This window comes from Streptomyces sp. NPDC015661 (assembly GCF_043077765.1).
Lineage (GTDB): Bacteria > Actinomycetota > Actinomycetes > Streptomycetales > Streptomycetaceae > Streptomyces.
Genome location: NZ_JBIBST010000002.1, coordinates 25,794 through 45,713, shown reverse-complemented (window position 1 = coordinate 45,713; position 19,920 = coordinate 25,794). Strand labels below are relative to the sequence as shown.

The window sequence follows — 19,920 nt, the reverse complement described above, 5'->3', positions numbered from 1 at the left end:
AGCGGGAGACAGGAGAAGCCCATGACACGCCAGGTCCGCGGCTCGGCGGGAAACCGGCCGGCCCTGGCCGCGGCCCTCGTGCTCACGCTGGTCGCGGGCGGCTTCGCGGCCTGGGAGGGCCGGAGCTGGTACGCCGCGGCCCACGACGACTCGGCCGCGTACGCCGTGCAGCGCGACCGGGCGCTCGCGGCGGGGGAGCAGGCCGTGCAGAACCTCAACACCCTCGACCACCGGCGGGTGGACCAGGGCCTCGACCTCTGGGAGACCTCGACGGCCGGCGAGCTTCACCAGCAACTGGTCGACGGGCGGGCGGAGTTCACCACGCAGGTGAAGTCGGCGAAGACGGTGACCACGGCCCGGGTGCTGTCCGGCGCCGTCACCGAACTCGACGACAGGGCGGGCCGGGCACGGCTGCTCGTCGCGCTGCGCATCACCGTCACGACGCCCGACAGCAAGAGCACCGAGAAGGACAGCCGCATGCTGGGCGAGCTCACCCGCACCGACGGCCAGTGGAAGCTCAGTGCTCTGGGGCAGGCCCCCGTGGGCGGCACGACGACCGGTTGACCGGACCGTCCCGTACGTGTCAGCCGCAAGCACCGAAAGGACCCGCACGATGCCAACGCCCCGCCACCACCTCAACCGCCAGCGCCGCCGCCAGGCCCTCGCCGACCAGTCGGCCCCCGCGTCCCGGCCCCGCTCGGCGGTCGCCCTCCTGCCGGAGCCCGAGCCCGAGCCCCGACCCGCGCCGAAGTCCGGACCCAAACCCAAGCCCAAGGCAAACCCGGAAGCGGCGGACGGGAGACGCGCCCGTCCCCTCGCCCCCCTGGTGGTCCTCTGCGTCCTGACCCTCCTCCTCGGAGGCTTCGCCGGTTGGGCGCACAGCAGGACCGGGGAACTGCGGGCCGACCCCGCGCGCGGCAACACGGCCCTCACCGACCTCGCCCGGACCAGCGAGATCAAGGGGCAGACCGCCGCGGCCGTCGCCGCGCTCTTCTCGTACGACCACGCCGACACGGGTCCCTTCGAACGGGCCGGGAAGACCCTCCTCACCGGCAAGGCCGTGGCCCAGCACCGGACGCTCTTCGGCGGGGTGCTCGCCCAGGCGGCCCAGCAGAAGACCGTGATCACCACGACGGTCACCGACAGCGCGGTCGAGCGGATCGACGGCGACCGTGCCCGGGTCCTGGTCTACGCAGACCAGAGCAGCGTGAGCACGGCGGGAACCGTCAGGACCGGCGGAGGGAAGCAGAAGCCGAAGGCCCAGGACCAAGGCGTCTACGCGGGTGCCATGTTCGCCGTGGACGTCGTGCGCCGCGACGGCCGCTGGCTCGTCGAGAACATCGACACCTTCGGCCGCTGACCCGCCCGCACGGGAGAAGCAGCGGCTCTCGGGCCGTTCAGAGCGGTACGACCGTCGTCTCGGTCGCCTTGACGCTGGTCCAGACGGGCACCCCGTCGGCGAGTCCGAGTTCGGCGGCGGCCTGCGGGGTGATCTCGGCGACGAGGTCGGGGACGCCGTCGGAGGTGACGAGGACCCGCAGCCGGCTGCCGCTCGCGGTGATCTCGCGTACGGTGCCGGGCCAGACGTTACGGGGGCTGCCGGCGGGCTTCTCGCGGTGGACGGAGACCGCCTCGGGCGCCACGATCGCCAGCGCCGCAGTGCCGACCGCCGGTGGGTCGGCCGCGACCAGGACACCGCCCTCCTCCAGGGCGAGCCCTTCGGCGATGGCGGTGCCGGGCCAGGCGTTGCGGCCGAGCATACGGGCGACCCAGGGGGAGCGGGGATGCCGCGTGACCTCGGCGGGGCTGTCGTCCTGGAGCGCCCGGCCCTCGTCGAGGACGAGGACGCGATCGGCGAGGGACACGGCCTCGACGGGATCATGGGTGACGATGAGACAGACGCCGCCGAAGCCCGCGAGGTGCGTGCGCAGGGTGTGGCGTACGTGGCCGCGGGTGGTCTGGTCGAGGGCGGCGAGCGGCTCGTCGAGGACGAGGAGCCGGGGGCGGGCGGCGAGCGCCCGGGCCAGGGCGACCCGCTGCGCCTGGCCGCCGGAGAGCTGGCCGGGGCGGCGGTGGGCGAGGTGGCCGACGCCGAGCCGGTCGAGCCAGTGCCGGGCCGCGCGCCGGGCCTCCGTGCGGGGGACGCCCTGGGCGCGTAGACCGTAGGCGGTGTTGGCGAGGGCCGTCATGTGCGGGAAGAGGGCGCCGTCCTGCGGCACCCAGGCGACCCGCCGCCGGTGCGGCGGGAGAGCGGTGACGTCGGTGCCGCCGAGGGTCAGCTCCGCGTGGGCCCGGGGGGTGAGGCCGAGGAGGGCCCGGAGCAGGGTGGTCTTGCCGGCACCGTTCGGGCCGACGACGGCGATGGTGGTGCCCGGTTCGGCGTCGAGGGTGAGGCGCGTGAAGCCGGTGGCCTCGGCGTGCAGGGCCCAGCGTTCCCCGGACTGCTCCGCCTCGGCGGAGTCGGCGGCGGAGGTCCCCGGTTCCGGATCCTCCACGGGCTCGGGGGCGGGCCGGGCCTTGCGGTCGACCGGGGTGCCGGTCCACCGTCCGCGCAGGGCGACGAGTACACCCATCGCGATGGCGAGCAGGAGCAGCGAGACGGAGGTGGCCGCCTCCGGTTCGTCCTGGAGCAGCAGATAGACCTGGAGGGGGAGCGTCTGGGTGGTGCCGGGCAGATTGCCGGCGAAGGTGATGGTCGCGCCGAACTCGCCCAGGGCCCGTGCCCAGGTGAGGGCGGCGCCGGCGACGACGCCCGGAGCCACCATGGGCAGCGTGACGGTGAAGAAGACGCGGACGGGTGAGGCGCCGAGGGAGGCCGCCGTCTCCTCGTACCGCGGCCGCAGTCCGCCGAGCGCGCCCTCCAGGCTGATGACCAGGAACGGCATGGCGACGAAGGTGGCCGCGAGGACGGCGCCCGAGGTGTGGAACGGGAGGGTGATCCCGAAGGCCGACTCCAGCCACGGCCCGAGCAGGCCGCGCCGCCCGAAGGCGAGGAGCAGCGCGACGCCGCCGACGGTGGGCGGCAGGACCATCGGCAGCAGCACGAGCGAGCGGACGAGCGCCTTGCCGGGGAAACGTACCCGGGCGAGCAGCCACGCGAGCGGCACCCCGAGCAGCAGCGAGAGCCCGAGCGCCCAGAAGGAGACGAGCAACGAGAGCTTCAGCGCGGTGACCGTGCCCGACGCGCTCAGATGTCCGGCGAGCTCGCTCCACTCGGTCCGTACGAGGATCCCGATCAGGGGCAGCGTCAGGAACGCCACGGCGAGCAGCGCGGGCACGGCCAGCGTCAGCGGCGGACGGGTACCGGACCTACGCGCGCCTGAGTGTTTCATCGAGTGACCCCGCAGAGATGACGACATGAGGACGAGGGGCTGTCCGTTCCCCCGGCACGGACAGCCCCTCGCGATCCGGACGATCCCGGATCCGCTACGGCTTCTGGAAGCCGGCGTCCTGAAGGATCTTCTGCCCCTCGGGCGAGGAAAGCCAGGCGACGAACGCGGCGGCGGCCTCGGCGTTCTTCGAGTCCTTCAGCGCGGCGGCCGGGTACTGCGCGATCGCGTTCTGCGCGTCCGGGATCTCGACGGCGTCGACCTTGTCCTTGGCGCTCTCGGCGTCCGTCTTGTAGACGAGACCGGCGTCGGCCTCGCCGAGTTCGACCTTGCTGAGCACCGCGCGCACGTTCGGCTCCTGGGAGACCGGCTTCACGGTGATCTTCTGGGCGTCGAGGACCTTCTTGCTGTACTTGCCGGCCGGCACCTCGGGCGCGGCGAGGACCACCTTGAGCTTGGTGTCCGCGAGGTCCTTGAGCTCGTCGACCTTGAAGGGGTTGCCCTTGCCGGTGGCGATGACGAGCCGGTTCTTCGCGATGACCGTCGGGGTGCCGGTCTCGGCCTTCACCTTGTCCATGCTCTTGGTGTCGGCGGTGACCAGGACGTCGGCGGGGGAGCCCTGGGAGACCTGGGCGACGAGCTCCTGAGAGCCGGCGAAGGAGAAGGTGAGCTTCGTACCCGGGTGGGACTGCTCGTAGGCGGCGCCGGCCGTCTTGAAGACGTCGGTGAGGGAGGCGGCCGCGAGGACCGTCAGGTTCGCCCCGCTCGCGGTGCTCCCGGAGCCGGTGGCCCTGCCGGTGTCCTTCTTCGTGTCGTCGCTCGAACAGGCCGCGAGCGGGACGAGCAGGGCGGCGGTGAGGACGGCGGCGGCCGCACGGCGTCCGGCGGGGGTGACGGTGACGGGCATGAGGGTCTGAACTCCTATGGGGACGAACGGAAAGTGCGGTGTGAGGGCGGCTGCGCCGATGGTGCTGCGGTACTGCGTGAGGGGTGGTCAGGTGCGGTCGACGTGCACGCTGGTCGATTTCACGCGGGCGGTGGCCTGCATGCCGACTTCCGGTCCCAGCTCCTCCACGGCCTCACCGGTGAGGAGGGAGCCCATGCGCTGCGGTCCGGCCTGGATGGTGACCTGGGCCGCGATGTCCCCGGGATCGATCCCGGTCACGATGCCCGGGAAGGCGTTGCGCGCCGAGGTGGAGGACGCGTCGTCGTCACCGCTCCGGGCGATCAACCGTGGGGCCTGCCCGATCGTGTAGGACTGCATGTGCGACACCGTAGGGCGCTCAGGCTCTCATCTGCAACAACTCCGTGCGACCCTCCATCGCGAATGCGAGTGGGCCTGGAGGAAGGTACGAGGGGGAGCGCGGCGCCCGCCTGCGGCTCGTAGGGATCCTGCACACGGCAGAGTGCTTCCCCGGTGAACATCGGAGAGGTGTTTCGCCGATCGACCACCACCGCGCGCGGTGGAGGCGCTGCGGGGCAGGGACGGCGCGAGCGTGCGGATCGAGGCTGACGTCACCGTCTTCGACGCCTGGTACCTGTACCTGCCCGACGACGGCCAGGTGCCGCCCCGGATCCCGCACGAGATCGGAGAACTGGTCGGCCGCCACCGGCGCCTCCAGGACCGGCGGGCCGCACCCCGCAGGCAGGCTCACGAGGAGCAGGTGACCCGGTCGAGCGCGGCGTACTGGGGAGCCGAACGGCCTGGAGGAGGCCCTGCGCGCCTGTGGGCTCGCCGCCACCGCGTACACCGTGGCGGTCGCGGTCGCGACCTCGGGCGACGCGGAGGACCGGGGCGACGCGGCCGTGGCCCTCACGGGGGCGCTGCGGCCCCGGCGGACCGTCGCCTTCGCCGCCGCCGGACGCCCGGAGGGGGAGGCCGTCGCCGTGCCGGACCGCGAGCCGGACCCGGGCGAGGGCGTGTCGGCACGGCTCCGAGAGGTGTGACCGCTGCTGCGCGCCGGCAAGGGCTCGAACGCGAGCCTCCTGGACACCCCGGAGGTCTTCCTGGCGCACAACTGCTCCGGGGCCAGGACCGGAGGCCCGCACCTGCGCGTGAACACCGTCCGCTACCGCATCCCGGCCGTCCCTGCACGACGGCACGCGGCGCACCGAGCCGCCGGCGCCCCGGCGGCTCGGACGCTCGCGTCAGCAGGATCCGGTGATCGGCTTCGTACCGACGTACACGACACCACTGGAGTTGATGTCGACGGTGGACCCACCGCCCCACTGGCTGTTGCTGCTCCACACCGCCCGCGTGCTCCACTGGGGGTAGACGACGAAGTTCCCGTCGTTCTGGTAGACGGCGTAGTAGCCGGAGTACTGGGTGTTCGCCGCCCAGCAGACCTGCCGGTCGCCGATCACGTCCCCCTTGTACTCCACCAGGTTGCCGTCCTTCTGCATGACCAGCTGGTAGAACGAGTAGTCGTTGATCCAGCGCGTGATGTACTCGCCGGGCCCGAGCGACTCGCCCCGGACGAGGCGGTCGGAGTACGAGTGCGCCGCCGAAGCGCTGCCGGCGCCTCCGACCAGCACCCCGGCCACCATCGTGCTCACTGCAAGTGCCGTCATGGCTGCTCGACGCTTCATCAGGTCCTCCTGGAGTCCCGCCCCGTGGTGTGCGCGGGCCGGTCCCGCGCATGGCCGCGACCCTAGGAACAGCCGCCAACGGCTCGCCAACGGATCTCCAACAGTCGGGCGCGGGCCCTCAGCCTTCCTCGTCCCGGTCGTCGCCCCCGGGCTCGTAATCGTCCAGTTCGCCCCGCAGGGAGCCCGAGCCCGCGGCGGGGCCCTCGCGGAGGAGGGTGAGGAAGCTGCTCAGCGGGTGGTGCCGGGGGCGGGCGTCGTAGTCGATGCCCTCCGGGTCCCGGTACTCGTGCAGGCGCGTGAAGGGCGCGATCACATAGGGGCGCCTGGACCAGGGGTGACCGTCGGCGGGGTCCGGGTCCATGCGCCACTCGGTGCCCCGCGTGCGGTTGTGGACCTCCCCCACGTACCAGCAGGCGACCTGCACCAGGGGAGTGTGCTCCTGGGCGAACAGGTCGTCCACGGACGTGAGGTGTTCACGGACGAGGGCTTCCATCCGGTCGAGCGAGCGCTCGCCGAAGTCCCATCCGCCGCCGTGGTCACGGCTCCAGTCCGCGAAGCCGTCCTCCTGCTCGCGCAGCCACGCCGCAAGGCGGGGATTGTCGGCGTGCTCCTTGTCGATGCGCTCGGCGACGACGTACTCGTCCCCGCCCTCGTCGCCGTCCTCGTCGTCCCAGATTTCATTGCTCACAGCAGCTAACCCTAGCTCCCCCTGTGTGACCGTAAGTGTCGCGAATCTGCACGGAGTTAACACACTCCACGCCACCGAAACGACGTTGCTGCGGCAAACCGACGCCCTAGGATCGGACCGCTCGTGCGGCGCCCACATGAGCATCGGGGGCCCTGGCGCCACACGGCCGCACTCTGACCCGTGGGGGCTCCCGGGGGAAAAGCACTGTGAAGCCAGTACGAATAGCCAGCCGCTGGCGTGCGCTCAGGAACAGCCTGCTCGCGCTCGCCTGCGCCACCGTCATCACCGTCACCGGCCAACCCGTCACCGGAGTCGGCGGCGTCGCCGAAGCGGCGCCGCCGCCGCTGAAGCCCGGCAAGCGGTGCGACGAGATGTACGGGGTGAAGGACGTACCCACCGGCGGTCTGCCCATGGGGGACGCCTCACGCGCGGTGGACCGCTGGGACACGTACGAGTACACCAACCCCGGTCTCCAGTTCGACGGCCTCGCGCCGACCCAGGCCGAACTCGACGCCGCGGGTACCGACTACAAGAAGTACGACCACAGCGACCCGAGGCGCATCTACGCCCGGTTCAACGCGCAGAAGCGGTGGAAGAGCTTCGGCGACTACCTGTCGAAGGTCTACATCCCGAACCAGGGCTACGACGCCCGCGGCAAGGCCTTCATGGGCAAGGTCGTGCGCGAGATGGGGCTGACCGGCCCGGACTGGATCTGCGAGAAGGAGTTCTGGTTCAAGGACCCCGAAACCGGCGAGCGCTACAAACGCCGGCTCGACGCGTACAACAAGCGCACCCGGGAGATCGTGGAGGCCAAGTCCAACGGCAGCCCCGACGGCCGCGAGAAGCCCGCGGACCGCGCCTGGGCCAAGAACCAGGGCTGGCGCTCGTACAAGTACACCTACGTCTTCGCGGAGAACCAGACCCGCGATGCCAAGAACTTCATGAAGGAGTTGAAGGACACCGCGGGCAAGGACGCCCTCGGCCGTGACCGGGTCCGTACCTACGACTACCAGTCCCACCACAAGGGCCTGCCCCCCAAGGGCACCGAGAACGGCCCGTACCGCGCGAACGGCACGACGATGTCGCCGGGCAACGGCACGTCGACCGGGTCCCGCGGCTCCGGCAACCAGGTCGTCAACCAGTCCCCGCCGAACCCGCAGACCCTCAAGGAACAACTCGACCGGCTGGGCAAGACCGGACAGCGGTCCCTCATGAACCGCGGCCTCGGAGGCATCGACTTCACCACCCTCGACCTGCGGTACATCGGCAAGGGCAAGAGCGGCAAGGGACTCGACTACGCCTTCTCCGCCAAGTCGGTGGAGGACGAGTACGCGGCCGGGTGGGGCGGCCAGGAGAAGGGCAACCTGATCTCCGACTCCTTCTTCACCTGGCTCGCCCTCGACCCGTCCACGTTCTGGGTGAACCTCAACCCGGACGAGCCGAACCGCATCATCGACGAGAAGTTCGGCAGGACCGACGCCGGCCGGGTGCTCCTGGAAGCCGACCTGGAACTGAAGCACGACATCTTCAGGGCCATGGACCCGGAGACCGAAGCCGGCCGCGACTTCATGAACGCCCTGCCGAAGCGCAACGGCTTCCCCTGCTGGGCCGGCTTCCGCTACTGGATCGAGCCGGAGACCGCGGTCGTGCGCGAGCAGGACGGCGGCATCCACATCCTCGACACCCCGCTCAAGCTGTCCACGGTGCCGCAGGAGACCCACACGCAGCCGCCCGGCGGAAAGGGCTGCGACCTCACCGAGGCGGAGACCCAGCAGTCCGACCGCGTCCTCGACCGCTACATCACGCCCCTGGTCGCCGAGAAGGTCAACAACGGCGACTACTACGCCGACCTGCGCCGCGTCTACACGGCCCGCGTCGCCGCCGAATGGGTACGCCAGAACGCGGCCGACATGCCAGCCGAGTACCGCAGGATCATCAACAGCAACGACGTGAGGCGCTGGCCGCTGCGCGCCCCGCACCAGAACTGGACCGGCAAGCAGGTCTGGGACCGCTACTACAAGGCCTTCACCGAAGGCACCTTCAAATACAAGTGGTCCAACGGCGAGGACGTCTACGTCTACACCGTGGGCGGGGTCGACTTCTCCAAGCAGCCCAAGCGCAACATGAACCCCGCGCGCTTCCGCACCGAGCAGCGCTACAAGCCCCGCACCGTCGGCTTCGCGGTCGACACGATCGCGGACGACCCGAACAAGCAGGGCTACCTGATGTTCGGCGGCAACAGCGCCGGACACTCCGAATCCGGCACGCCCACCCCCACCCCCACGCCGACCGGCACCGGAACGCCGACCCCGGGCCCGACCGGCACGGCCACGCCCACCGCGTCCCCGACGGGCAGCCAGTCCCCGCAGGACCCCGGGGCCACCACCCCGCCCGGCCCGACGGACCCCGACGGCGACCTCGCCGACACCGGCAGCAGTGCCCCCGTCGGCCTGATCGTCGGGATCGCCGCCGCCGCGATCGCCGCGGGCGGCGCACTCGTCTGGTGGCGCCGCCGGGCGAACACCGGGAGCTGACCGGCACGGCACCGGCACAGCAGGAGGGGCCCTTCCCGTACACGGGGAAGGGCCCCTGTCACGTACGGGCAGCTCGCGCCGTCGCGGCCAGCTGCGCCTCCGCCCGACCCAGGAGCGTGTCCAGGACGACGGGATAGGCGCTCTGGTTCATCCGCTCCGCGAGCAGGTGCGCGGTGGCCGCGATGTGGGGGTGGGTCTCGGCCGGAAGCCGGGCGTAGGTGGTGGTCCACATCTCCTCGTCCGCCTCCCGCACCTCGTCCTTGATGGCCAGCGCGCCCGCGTCCAGGGCGGCGAAGGCCAGAGCCAGGTCGATGAAGGCGTGGTACACGCCGACGGCGTCCGCGTCGCGGAAGCCCGCGCCGCGCAGGATCCCGAGGATCGTCTCGTCCACCTCGATCTCCCGGGGGCGGCCGGTCACGCGGCTGGCGGTCAGCAGCGCGGCCTCGGGATGGGCGAGGTAGGAGGCGTGGACGGCCAGGCCGAGCGCCCGCAGGTCGGCACGCCAGTTCCCCGTGGCGGTCCAGCTGTCCAGGGCCCGCCCCATCAGCTCCTCGCCGATGGCCCGGGTCAGGCCGTCCAGGCCGGCGAAGTACCGGTACACGGTGCTCGGGTCGGCGCCCAGCGCGGCGCCGAGCCGGCGTGCGGTCAGGCCCGCGCTCCCGTGCTCGCGCAGCATCCGCAGCGCCGTCCGCACGATCAGCTTCTCCGACAGCACCGTGCCCTGCCGGGTCGGCCGCCGCCTGCGCCGCTCCGCCTCCGGAACCACCTTCTTCGGCATCGTGCCACCGCCTCGCCGCTTCTCCCGCCCCTTATGCCAACGCCGTAGACCTTAACCGTGAGGCTCGTGTTCCATCGAGTCGTCCCCGGGCAACCGCCGGGACGGACTCGACGAAAGGGTGTGTGACATGCGTGTACTTCTCGTGGGTGCGGGCGGCGTCGGAACCGCCGTGACCCGTATCGCGGCCCGCCGTGACTTCCTGACCCACATGGTCGTCGCCGACTACGACCCGGCCCGCGCGGAGGCCGCCGTGGCCGCGCTCGGCGAGCAGGAGGACCGGTTCAGCGCCCACCGCCTGGACGCCTCCGACGAGGCAGCGGTCCGCCGGCTCCTCGCGGCGGAGAACTGCGACGTCCTCCTGAACGCGACCGACCCCCGGTTCGTGATGCCGCTCTTCAACGCGGCGCTCGCCGCCGGCGCGCACTACGTCGACATGGCGATGTCCCTGTCCGCGCCCCACCCGACCGCCCCGTACGAACAGTGCGGCGTCAAGCTCGGCGACGAGCAGTTCGCCCTGGCCGAGGCCTGGGAGAAGGCCGACCGCCTCGCCCTGGTCGGCATGGGCGTGGAACCGGGACTGTCGGACGTGTTCGCCCGCTACGCGGCCGACGAACTCTTCGACGAGATCGAGGAACTCGGCGTCCGCGACGGCGCGAACCTCACCGTCGAGGGGTACGACTTCGCCCCCTCCTTCAGCATCTGGACCACCATCGAGGAGTGCCTCAACCCGCCCGTGGTGTACGAGAAGGACCGCGGCTGGTTCACCACGGCACCCTTCAGCGAGCCGGAGGTCTTCGACTTCCCCGAGGGCATCGGCCCGGTGGAGTGCGTGAACGTCGAGCACGAGGAGGTCCTCCTCATGCCCCGCTGGGTGGACGCGCGGCGGGTGACGTTCAAGTACGGCCTCGGCGACGACTTCATCGCCAAGCTGAAGACCCTCCACGAGCTGGGCCTCGACTCCACGGCGAAGGTCACCGTCCCGGGCGCGGACGGTCCGGTCCAGGTCTCGCCGCGCGACGTGGTCGCCGCCTGTCTGCCCGACCCGGCCACCCTGGGCGACCGCATGAAGGGCAAGACCTGCGCGGGTACATGGGTCAAGGGAACCAAGGACGGCGCGGCGCGCGAGGTGTACCTGTACCACGTCGTCGACAACGAGTGGACGATGCGCGAGTACGGGTCCCAGGCCGTGGTCTGGCAGACCGCCCTCAACCCGGTCATCGCGCTTGAGCTGATCGCCGACGGAACCTGGAAGGGGCGCGGAGTCCTGGGCCCCGAGGCCCTGCCGCCCCGCCCCTTCCTCGACCTGCTCGGCGCGTACGGCGCTCCGTGGGGGCTGCGCGAGGAGAACCGGGGCTGACGGTGCCCGTCCACCCGGGATCAGGGGCGGTGCCGCACGAAGCTGAGGTAGGCGAAACCCTCGCCTTCGCGCGGCGCCCGGGTCCAGGACCGGGTGGTGAAGGTACGGAGCCTGCCCTCGCTCAGGGCGAAGCGGGGCAGTGAGAGACCCAGCGCGGTGTGCAGGGCCTCCAGGAACCGCCGCTCGCCCTCCGCCGGGCCGTCCTCCGGGCGGAACAGCCGGGTCGGGTCCAGCTCCTCGGGGATCGTGCCGGACCGCTCGACGTCCGTGCCCCGGACCGTGAAGGCGTAGAGCTCCCGGCCGTGTTCGGCCACCGACAGGTGGAACGTGCCCGGGTCGTCGACCGGGGACGAACGCCCGGGGTCGCACCACACGACCACCGCGCGGCCGGCCGACGAGGCGGCCACGGCCGGGGACGCGAACAACGCGTGCAGACGGCGGTGGGAGTAGCCGTCGAAGGCGAAGGCCCATGCGTCGTCGGCGCGGCCGACGGCGACGACGGCCCGGTCCTCCCACAGCTCCACGCCTTCGCGCTCGTGCGGCCCGGGCGCCCGCCGGGAAGCCTCGCGCGGATCCACGGGCGCGCCCAGCTCGGCGCCCTCCTCACCGATCAGGGCCGGCAGATCGGCGGGGTCGGCCCCCTCGACCCACACGCAGCGGTATCCGTCGAACCGCTGCCGATGACCGGCAGGCTCCGTCAGCCACGCGAGGCCCGGCGGGTCGAGATCCGGCACCGGTTCGGGAGCGGCTCCCGTCTCTCCGGCCCGCGGCGTCCCGAGGATCTCCCGACCGCGCTCGGGGGTGACCAGCGACCCCAGGACAGGATCGGCGAGCAGACCGACCGGGGCGATCAGCAGGGGTCCCGGCGCCTCCCACAGCGGCAAGGCCTCCCGCAGGATCCGCCAGGCGGCGTCGGTCCGCCCCCAGCGGGCGGACTCCCGGGCCTCCGCGACGGCCCGGCCCCACGGACCGGGCGGCGCGTAGCGGTAGGTGCCGTCCCGCATCGTGCCCAGTACGGTCTCGGCGGTCTCCCGGTCGACCCCGCGCGCGGTCATCATCCCGACCCAGTGCTCGTCCCCGCCCGGCCGCCACTCGTGCCGGGCCGGCGCCATGGCCTGCACCGGGAGGAGCTCGGGCAGGTACCGCGGGTCGGCGACCAGCAGGTGGCCGAGGTCCCGGGCGCTGCCCGGAGCGAGCAGATGCCGTATCTGGTCCAGCAGGACGGCGCTCCGGGGCCGTCCGAAGGACAGCGCCTCCTCCAGCAGGGGCAGGGCCTCCTCGTACCGTCCGCGCAGGGCGAGCAGGCGGGCCGCGTCCACCCGGCCGTCCTGCACGCGCGTGGTCGCGTTCACGAAGTCGGGGTTCCCCGCCCGATCGCCGTGGAAGCTGCGGTACATGGCCTCCATGTACGCGCGGAACGACGGATACCGGGTGGGAAACTCGCCGCCCCACCCCTTGTAGACATAGAGGGCCCACTCGCCGTCCTGATCGCTGTCGCCCGGGTCGAGCAGGGCGTGCGACATGTCGGAGTCCGTCTCCAGCCGCAGCGCCCGCTGCCACATCCCGGCCAGCAGGACGTCCTCCTCGCGGGGGTTCTCGCCCAGACTCTCCTCGTACAGCGGGGTCATGTCGTAGGGGTCGCGGAACCAGTCGACCTCCGCGGCGCCGCCGAGCTGGTAGACCCCGGCGGTCTGCTCCACATGCCATCCGTCGCTCACGGCCAGGAACTCCCGGTACGAGGGCGGCAGTCGTCGACCAAGACGCTCCTCGGCCGCCGCGATGGCGCTCTCGTCCGCCCCCGGCGCACCCAGGGGGCCGACGGCCTCGTCGTCCTCGTCCTCGTCGGCGGGCGGAACCCACTCCTCCTGCCAACGCCGCAGGAACTCATGCCAGTCGAAGGACACATCGCTCATGGGTGGATCGTGTCATCCGGCACTGACAACGAGCCGGGGGACCAGCGTGGCCCCGGCACTGACAACGAGCCGGGGGACCAGCGTGGCCCCGGCACTGACAACGAGCCTGGGGGGCCAGCGTGGCCCCGGCACGGACAACGAGCCCGGGGGACCAGCGTGGCCCCGGCACGGACAACGAGCCCGGGGGACCAGCGTGGCCCCGGCACGGACGACGAGCTCCCTGATCCGGCCAAACTCCTTTGAGCCCAGGTCCCGTTGGGGCCCCCTCTGCGACGATGGCCTGCGACCACCCCTGCCGAGGAGCGGAGTGCAGTGTGAGCGGGCCACACCTGAGTTCGGCCGTCATGACCCACCCCGTACGCCTCGACCAGGCGAAGGAGCTGGCCGCCCGACTCCGGCTCGACCACCTGGCCGTCGACCCCGATCCGGACGGCCCGCCCTCCGCCCTGCGCACCGCCCTCGTCGCCTGGGCGGCCGCGGATCCGGAGGCCGGCCACCACCTCGTCGTCCAGGACGACGTCGACGCGCCCGCCGAGCTCCTGGAGATCGTCGCCCGGGCAGCCGCCCGGTTCCCCGACGAAGCGCTGGTCTTCTACACCAACTGGCATGCCCGCAACGGCGCCACGGCCCGCCTCGCCGCCCTCGCCGGCGCGACCTGGGTGCGGGCCGTCCCCGACGAGTTCACGCCCTCGCTCGCCGTCTGTCTGCCGACCGCGACCGCCGCCGCCTTCCGGGCCTTCGCCCGCGACAGCGACGAACGACACGACGACGAACTGTTCTCCGTCTTCTTCCGCGGCCGCGGACGGATGAGCCTGCTCGCCGTACCGAACATCGTCGAGCACATCGGCACCAGCAGCATCAACGGCCACGCCGCCCAGGGCATCCGTCTCGCCGTGTGCCCCACCCCGGCGACCGACGCCACGCCCCTCCTCGACCGGGGCAGCGTCCTGGAGGAGCCGGGCTGGGTCCCGTACATGCGGTACGGGGAGGGCTACATCCGGCTGGTCGGACAGGAACACGGCCCCGACGGGGGGCGAGGCCACCACCGCTGGCGCGAGGCCCTGCCGGCGACGGGCCTCACGGAGGAGATGGTCCGCGCCGCCAGGGACGCGCACCTGCCGGAGGGGCTCGCGGCGGGGGTGGCCGGCACCTTCGGCAGGCCCTTCGCCGAGGAACTGTGGACCCACTGCCTGCTGCTCGGCCGCCAGGCCGCCCACGCGGCCCGCCGCCTCCCCGGAGCCGGGGACGACGTGCCCACGGACGCCCTCGACCGGATGCGGCACTCCGCAGTCGCCACCGCGGGACCCGCAGGACTCCCGCCCGAACGCCGCCCCGAGGCGGGCCCGGGCGAGGTCCGGGCGATGACGGCCCTGGCCTGGAGCGCGGTCCGGGCCGGCGAACAGCTCCCGTGACGAGTGAGGTTCTCCAGCGCCTGTCCGGCGGATCGGGGCCGGACAGGACCTAAACCCGGTGGGTGATCCACACCCCCGGCTCCCAGTACCCGCCGCGGTCCCGCGCGCGGTCCACATGGAGCGGCGCGAGGCCGCCGGGGAACACGTACTCCCCGTCCTCCGGGAACGCGAGGCCCGTCCACCCCTCCCACTCGGCGACCGTCCCGGTGATCCGCGAGGAGTGGGCGGACGCCGCCGCGATGGTGCCGCCCGCCCCCACCTGGGTCCGGATCCACGGGTCGAACGGGCTTCCGTCGTCCCGGGTCCATGCCGCGTACCGCTCGATCGGCACCAGCGGATACCGGTCCTTCCAGGTGGGCCGGACCGGCACCAGGACCGTCCCGAGCCCGGCGCGTCGGGCCGTGTCCGCCATCGCGTCGAGCAGCACCTTCGACAGGCCCCGGCCCTGGTGGTCCTCGGCCACCTCGATCCCGAGCGCGCACAGCGCACCCGGGGCGCGCCCGGCGTCGCGGTCCGCGAAGGCCCGCGCGATCGAGTCGTCCAGGCCCGGCCCCAGGTCCTCGGGCGTGCCGTCCCACGTGCGGGGCAGCGAGCGGCCCGCGCCCGCGACGACATCGCGCTCGTCGTCGTACAGGACGAACTGGTACTCCGGGAAGTCCGTGAACAGCCGGTTCCAGTAGTCGCCGTTGATGTCGCCGTGCAGGTTGTACTCGGGCACCACGCCGGCGAACCGCTCCGGGATGCGGTCCCACAGCTCGGGCCGCTCCGAGTGCCGTACCAGGACCAGGGACATCAGGCCTTCTCCCCCCGGGCGGGGACCTCGACGTCCCAGACGACCACGATCGGCAGGCCCTCCCAGGCGGCGCGGGCCGCGTCTCCGACGGCCTCCTCGTAGCCGCCGGGCGCGAGCCGTCCGTTGAACAGCGGCTCTTGGCAGGCGCGGACCCGAAGCCCCGCCGTCCCGAACGCGTCCAGGTACTGGCTCAGCAGATGGACGTGATTGCGGACGAAAGCGAGCTCCTCGGAGCCGCGGACGAAGAGGCACTGCCCCTGGAGGGCGATCACGAAGGGGTGCAGATCCGTCACGACGATCCGTCCGCCCGGCCGCACCACACGCGCCAGCTCCGCGACACCCGGGGTGAGGTCGCGCAGATGGGTCAGGGCGAGCGAGCAGACGGCGAGGTCGACGGAGTCGTCGTCGAGCGGCAGCCGCTCCAGGTGTCCGACGCGGAGATCGGCCCCGGGGGAGTGCGCCCGGGCCTTCTCCAGCATGTGCGGCGACTGGTCCACGCCGATGACCCGGTGACCGCGCTCGGTCAGCGTCCGGGTCTGCCGACCGGTCCCGCAGGCCGCGTCGAGGGCGACACCCGGCGCGAGACCGTCGAGGATCTTCCCGACGACCGGTTCCTCCACCTCGATGTACGAACTGGGAAGCGAGTCGTACACGGCCGACCAGGCCGCGTACCCCTCCGCCGCGTCGAGTTCGCTGACGGTGGCACCGCCGTCCGGCAGCTTCCCCTCGCCGGGCTCGGCGAGCGCGAAGCGGCGGATGTCCTCCACCCGCTCCCGGAGGAAGGCCTCGTCCCCGTCCACGGCGTTGCGCAGCAGCGCGAGCCCCTCGATTCCCAGCACCAGTTCCCGTACGCGGAATTCACCGCTCATGCGAGCCCCTCACCGATCTGCCGAAGATCACGTCGTCTCTTTCGGAATCCGCACTACCCCACCCAACGGGCCGGAATGCGACTTCGCGTCGCCGTGGCCGAAAAGCGGGTCCGAATGGCCGGTTGGGGGCGCCGTTGTCCGTCGGGCTCACGGCTGCCTACCATGACCGCCATGATCGAAGGATATCTGGGAAGAGAAAGCGTCACCCTCGGTGGTGAGATGACACTGCACATCTCCACCGACGCCCCACGATTCCGTCTCCGCTTCTACCGGCTCGGCGACACGCTCGCCTTCGTCGGGGAATCCGAGGAATTCGAGGGAGGCATGCACCCGATCCCCTCCCATCCCCACGGATTACCCGGACGTGCCTCGCCCGCCGACGACTGGAAATGGCCTCCGCTCACCCTCCCCGTACCCGAAGAGTGGACCCAGGGGATCCACCTCGTCGAATTCGTGGAGTGCGGTCCGGCGGGCGAGGGCGGAGATCCGCCGCTCCTGGACCTGGCGCGGCTCGAAGGGCACGCGCGGGAGTTCTTCGTCGTCCGCCCCCGTGTCCCCGGCAGCCGGTCCCGCATCCTCTACAAGAAGTCCACCTACACCCGGCACGCCTACAACCGCTCCGACCGGCCCGGGCTCGAACGGGCCGTCAGCCTCTACGACCAGCCCGTCCACCGCCCCGGCGGCGCCGGCGAACCCCCAGGTCACAAGGTCAGCCTCCACCGCCCCGGCGGAGTGATCGACCTCGCCTACTGGGACGCCCCCTTCATCGGATGGCTGGAGCGCCACGGCTACGACGTCGAGTACGCCACGGACCTCGACCTGCACGAGGACCCCGCCCTCCTCGCCTCCTACGACCTCCTCCTCAGCGTCGGGCACGACGAATACTGGAGCGAGCGCATGCGCGACCACGCGGAATCGTTCGTCCGCGACGGCGGGAACATCGCGTTCCTCAGCGCCAACACCTGCTGGTGGCGCATTCACCCCACCGACGGGAACACCGCGTTCGTCTCCGACACCGACCACCACGTGGGCGAGGAATACCCGCACCTGCCCGCCACCGACCAATGGTGGACACCCGCACCCGACGGCGTCGGAAATCCGGAGAACTCCCTCACCGGCGTCAGTTTCCGCAACGGGGGAATGTGGGCGGCCACCGAATGGCCCGGCGACCGGCCCCGCGAGGGATACACCGTGCAGCACGCCGACCACTGGATGTACGAAGGCACCGGATTACGCGACGGAAGCGACGGAGGAACCCCCGACCGGCTCGGCGCGGGAACCCCCCTCATCGGATACGAGTGCGACGGCGCCGCCTACGCCTACGACGAATCCGGAATCGCCCGGGCCACCGGCGAGGACGGAACTCCGGAAAACTTCCTCATCCTCGGAATTCACGTCCTCGACCCGGTGCACGAGGATTTCCACCACTTCAAGTACGGCCACTGGAACAGCGTCGTGCGCGAGCCGGCCATCACCAGCCCCCGGGCCGCCACCATGGGCCTCCACACCGCACCGGGACCCACCGGCGGCACCGTCTTCACCGCCGGCACCACCGACTGGCCCGTCGTCTGCGGCCACGAACAGGACCCGGCCGTCGTCCGTGTCACCCGGAACCTCCTCGACCGCCTGCGCCACCGCCTGCGGTGAGTTCCCGCAGCCCGGCGATCCGCACCGCCCCTTCCGGCAGCGGCGGAGCGATCCCGTCGACCGCCCGGTCCGGCCGCCACAGATGGACCGCCCGCATGCCCGCCGCCAGCGGACCGAGCACATCGGGCACCCACATGTCGCCCACGAACAAAACCCGCTCCGCCGGCAGGGCGCACCCTTCGAGCACCGCCCGGTAGATCAGCGGATGCGGTTTGCGGGCCCCCGTCCGCGCCGAGCCCACCACCAGGTCGACCGTCTCGCCGAGCCCCACCTCGGCGACACGGTCCTCCAGGTCCCAGTACCAGTTGGAGCACACCCCGACGAGCAGCCCGCACCGGCGCAGCGCGGCGAGCGACTCCCGAACGTCCGCGAAGAGCGCGAGCCGGACGGCCTTCATCGCCCGGTCGAGCTCCTCCACCAGACCGTCGAGCGCCTCCTCCGGCACGCCGCAGGCTCGCGCCCGGCGCCGCAGCCGCTCGCGCTCCCACGTCACGTACGCCGTCTCGTCCGCCGAGTGCGCCGTGTGCTCCTCGCCCTCGCCGGGGCCCACCGACCACTGGTCGCCCCAGAGTTCGCCCTGGGCCGCGAGACCCCGGCGCGCGAAGACACCCCGATGGTCCGGCGGCAGCGGCTCCACCATGCGGACCAGCGTCCCGTAGAAGTCGAAGACGACCGCGCGGATCCCGGGCGGCACCACCACGGGAATCTCCTAGAACCGGCCGTACCTGCGCGGGAAGTAGTCCTCCAGGGTGCCGTCCCGCTCGATGTCGACGGTCGCGCAGTGCAGTCCGCCGCCGAACGGTCCCACCGCACGGAACGGCACCGGCACGATCTCGAAGCCGTACGAGGAGAGCTGCTCCGCGAGCCGCACCTCGTTCTCCTCGACGCACAGCGTGTTCTCGTCGAGGTTCAGCATGTTCCCGGCGAGCCACGGGCTGCAGAACGACAGCTTCGGCGGATGGTCCCAGCTCGCCGGCTGCACCGCCTCGACGATCTCCCAGTCGTTCAGCTTGAAGAACTCCATCAGCTCCGCGTCCGCGAGCCGCTCCCCGCAGTGCAGCACCAGGCCCGGGCGCAGCGGCACCCACGTGGCGTCGATGTGCAGCGGATGGGTGTTCGTCGAGGTCACCGCGTGCACCCGGTGGTCGGGGAAGTGGCGCCGCAGCCAGTCGTACCCGCTGCGGTTCGTCACGAACGACAGCTGCACGAACAGGTCCTTGCCGAACCGCGCCACGTCCGCCGCGTCGAACAGCGGCTCCGCCTCGGTGAGCACCAGGTCGTAGTCACGGACCCTGGCCAGCTGCACATCGGTCGGCAGCTCGTTGTACGTGTCCCAGAAGCCGGTCTTGTACGAGGCGTCCGTGAGCCTCGGCTTGGGCGCGGCCTCCCAGCGCATCCGGGGGTCGGCGTCGAAGAGGTCCTGCAGCACCGGCCGGTAGCAGAGGTACTCGAACCAGCGGCTGCGGTACGACATGGTCGCTTCGAGCACCTCGTTGCCGACGGTGAGCAGCAGGTCCCGGGGCGGCATGCAGCCGAACATCGACTCGTGCGTCCACTCCGGCGTCGACACCTCCTGCGTGAAGTCGAGCGGCGTCGGCCGGTCCACCCGGATGCCGCGCCGCCGCAGCAGGTCCGCGAAGTCGTCGAGCTGCTGGTCGGCCTCGGCCACCATGTCCGCCGGCATCGGGCCGTACGCCCCCAGCGGGAAGCCGTCGTCGGGGTAGTCCCGGCGCACCGCGTGCTCGGGCGCCTGCACCACCGTGCCCTCGGCCCGGCCGACGATCACATGCCGCAGCGGGTCCCAGCCGTTCCACGCGTTGACCCGCACGGGCCGCTCGGCGGCGCCAGTGGGGTCGTGAGCGGAGCTGTCCTGTGCGGGGGTCGTCCTCTGCTCGGTCACGTACAAACCCTTCGATGGGGGACGTGGAGTGCCGCAGGGGACAAACTGCGGGCAGCGAGCCGTCACCGTCAAGAGTCACTCCGTCACCCACCGTGCCGTTCGCGCCAGCGT

At 72.0% G+C, this 19,920-nt stretch carries 18 protein-coding genes; 7 read left to right on the top strand and 11 right to left on the bottom strand.

Going from position 1 to position 19,920, the window contains the following annotated elements; translation table 11 throughout:
* Positions 1-21: 21 nt before the first annotated feature.
* Positions 22-564, top strand: coding sequence for a nuclear transport factor 2 family protein (locus ACF07V_RS04635; protein ID WP_392151419.1), 543 nt, complete (start codon positions 22-24; stop codon positions 562-564).
* A 49-nt stretch (positions 565-613) separates the two neighbouring features.
* Entirely contained in the window at positions 614-1,360 is a 747-nt protein-coding gene (locus ACF07V_RS04630; protein ID WP_392151418.1) for a hypothetical protein, read from the top strand.
* Between the two features lie 37 nt (positions 1,361-1,397).
* Here the strand turns inward: ACF07V_RS04630 and ACF07V_RS04625 are convergent, their stop codons facing one another.
* The 3 genes from ACF07V_RS04625 to ACF07V_RS04615 all read right to left on the bottom strand — a co-directional run bounded on the left by ACF07V_RS04625 (position 1,398) and on the right by ACF07V_RS04615 (position 4,593).
* Positions 1,398-3,332, bottom strand: a complete 1,935-nt coding sequence (locus tag ACF07V_RS04625) for an ABC transporter permease (RefSeq protein WP_392151417.1) — start codon at positions 3,330-3,332, stop codon at positions 1,398-1,400.
* Between the two features lie 94 nt (positions 3,333-3,426).
* Positions 3,427-4,236, bottom strand: coding sequence for a molybdate ABC transporter substrate-binding protein (modA, locus tag ACF07V_RS04620; protein WP_392151416.1), 810 nt, complete (start codon positions 4,234-4,236; stop codon positions 3,427-3,429).
* Between the two features lie 87 nt (positions 4,237-4,323).
* Positions 4,324-4,593 carry a molybdopterin-binding protein gene (locus ACF07V_RS04615; RefSeq protein WP_392151415.1) on the bottom strand — a complete coding sequence of 90 codons (270 nt, stop codon included), beginning with the start codon at positions 4,591-4,593 and terminating at the stop codon, positions 4,324-4,326.
* A gap of 488 nt (positions 4,594-5,081) precedes the next feature.
* Between ACF07V_RS04615 and ACF07V_RS04610 the strand changes: the two genes are divergently transcribed.
* On the top strand, positions 5,082-5,276 hold the full coding sequence (locus ACF07V_RS04610; RefSeq protein WP_392151414.1) for a hypothetical protein: 195 nt from the start codon (positions 5,082-5,084) through the stop codon (positions 5,274-5,276).
* A gap of 201 nt (positions 5,277-5,477) precedes the next feature.
* Here the strand turns inward: ACF07V_RS04610 and ACF07V_RS04605 are convergent, their stop codons facing one another.
* The gene (locus ACF07V_RS04605; RefSeq protein ID WP_392151413.1) at positions 5,478-5,918 is read right to left on the bottom strand and encodes a hypothetical protein; all 441 of its coding nucleotides are present in this window, start codon (positions 5,916-5,918) and stop codon (positions 5,478-5,480) included.
* 118 nt (positions 5,919-6,036) lie between these two features.
* The gene (locus ACF07V_RS04600) at positions 6,037-6,606 is read right to left on the bottom strand and encodes a hypothetical protein (RefSeq protein WP_392151412.1); all 570 of its coding nucleotides are present in this window, start codon (positions 6,604-6,606) and stop codon (positions 6,037-6,039) included.
* A gap of 206 nt (positions 6,607-6,812) precedes the next feature.
* Between ACF07V_RS04600 and ACF07V_RS04595 the strand changes: the two genes are divergently transcribed.
* On the top strand, positions 6,813-9,140 hold the full coding sequence (locus tag ACF07V_RS04595) for an LPXTG cell wall anchor domain-containing protein (protein ID WP_392151411.1): 2,328 nt from the start codon (positions 6,813-6,815) through the stop codon (positions 9,138-9,140).
* A gap of 58 nt (positions 9,141-9,198) precedes the next feature.
* Here ACF07V_RS04595 and ACF07V_RS04590 read toward each other — a convergent pair whose 3' ends face one another.
* Complete coding sequence (locus ACF07V_RS04590) at positions 9,199-9,918, bottom strand: TetR/AcrR family transcriptional regulator (RefSeq protein ID WP_392151410.1); 720 nt, start codon at positions 9,916-9,918, stop codon at positions 9,199-9,201.
* A gap of 127 nt (positions 9,919-10,045) precedes the next feature.
* Here ACF07V_RS04590 and ACF07V_RS04585 point away from each other — a divergent pair, with 127 nt between their 5' ends.
* Positions 10,046-11,275 carry a saccharopine dehydrogenase family protein gene (locus ACF07V_RS04585; protein WP_392151409.1) on the top strand — a complete coding sequence of 410 codons (1,230 nt, stop codon included), beginning with the start codon at positions 10,046-10,048 and terminating at the stop codon, positions 11,273-11,275.
* A 20-nt stretch (positions 11,276-11,295) separates the two neighbouring features.
* Here ACF07V_RS04585 and ACF07V_RS04580 read toward each other — a convergent pair whose 3' ends face one another.
* Positions 11,296-13,188: an SMI1/KNR4 family protein gene (locus tag ACF07V_RS04580; protein ID WP_392151408.1), complete on the bottom strand. Its 1,893-nt coding sequence runs from the start codon at positions 13,186-13,188 to the stop codon at positions 11,296-11,298.
* Between the two features lie 314 nt (positions 13,189-13,502).
* Here ACF07V_RS04580 and ACF07V_RS04575 point away from each other — a divergent pair, with 314 nt between their 5' ends.
* On the top strand, positions 13,503-14,600 hold the full coding sequence (locus tag ACF07V_RS04575) for a hypothetical protein (protein WP_392151407.1): 1,098 nt from the start codon (positions 13,503-13,505) through the stop codon (positions 14,598-14,600).
* A 49-nt stretch (positions 14,601-14,649) separates the two neighbouring features.
* Here the strand turns inward: ACF07V_RS04575 and ACF07V_RS04570 are convergent, their stop codons facing one another.
* Together ACF07V_RS04570 and ACF07V_RS04565 are read right to left on the bottom strand one after the other, a co-directional pair.
* Positions 14,650-15,393, bottom strand: coding sequence for a GNAT family N-acetyltransferase (locus ACF07V_RS04570; protein ID WP_392151406.1), 744 nt, complete (start codon positions 15,391-15,393; stop codon positions 14,650-14,652).
* Positions 15,393-16,262, bottom strand: coding sequence for a class I SAM-dependent methyltransferase (locus tag ACF07V_RS04565; RefSeq protein ID WP_392151405.1), 870 nt, complete (start codon positions 16,260-16,262; stop codon positions 15,393-15,395). The genes ACF07V_RS04570 and ACF07V_RS04565 overlap by 1 nt, the downstream gene beginning before the upstream one ends.
* Positions 16,263-16,433: 171 nt before the next feature.
* Here ACF07V_RS04565 and ACF07V_RS04560 point away from each other — a divergent pair, with 171 nt between their 5' ends.
* Positions 16,434-17,909: a N,N-dimethylformamidase beta subunit family domain-containing protein gene (locus ACF07V_RS04560; protein ID WP_392151404.1), complete on the top strand. Its 1,476-nt coding sequence runs from the start codon at positions 16,434-16,436 to the stop codon at positions 17,907-17,909.
* Here the strand turns inward: ACF07V_RS04560 and ACF07V_RS04555 are convergent.
* Both ACF07V_RS04555 and ACF07V_RS04550 read right to left on the bottom strand, forming a co-directional pair.
* A complete protein-coding gene (locus ACF07V_RS04555) occupies positions 17,866-18,609 on the bottom strand; it encodes an HAD family hydrolase (RefSeq protein WP_392151403.1) in 744 nt (247 codons plus the stop codon). The two genes, ACF07V_RS04560 and ACF07V_RS04555, sit on opposite strands and share 44 nt — an antisense overlap.
* A gap of 9 nt (positions 18,610-18,618) precedes the next feature.
* Positions 18,619-19,809 carry a serine/threonine protein kinase gene (locus tag ACF07V_RS04550; protein ID WP_392151402.1) on the bottom strand — a complete coding sequence of 397 codons (1,191 nt, stop codon included), beginning with the start codon at positions 19,807-19,809 and terminating at the stop codon, positions 18,619-18,621.
* Positions 19,810-19,920: the final 111 nt, after the last annotated feature.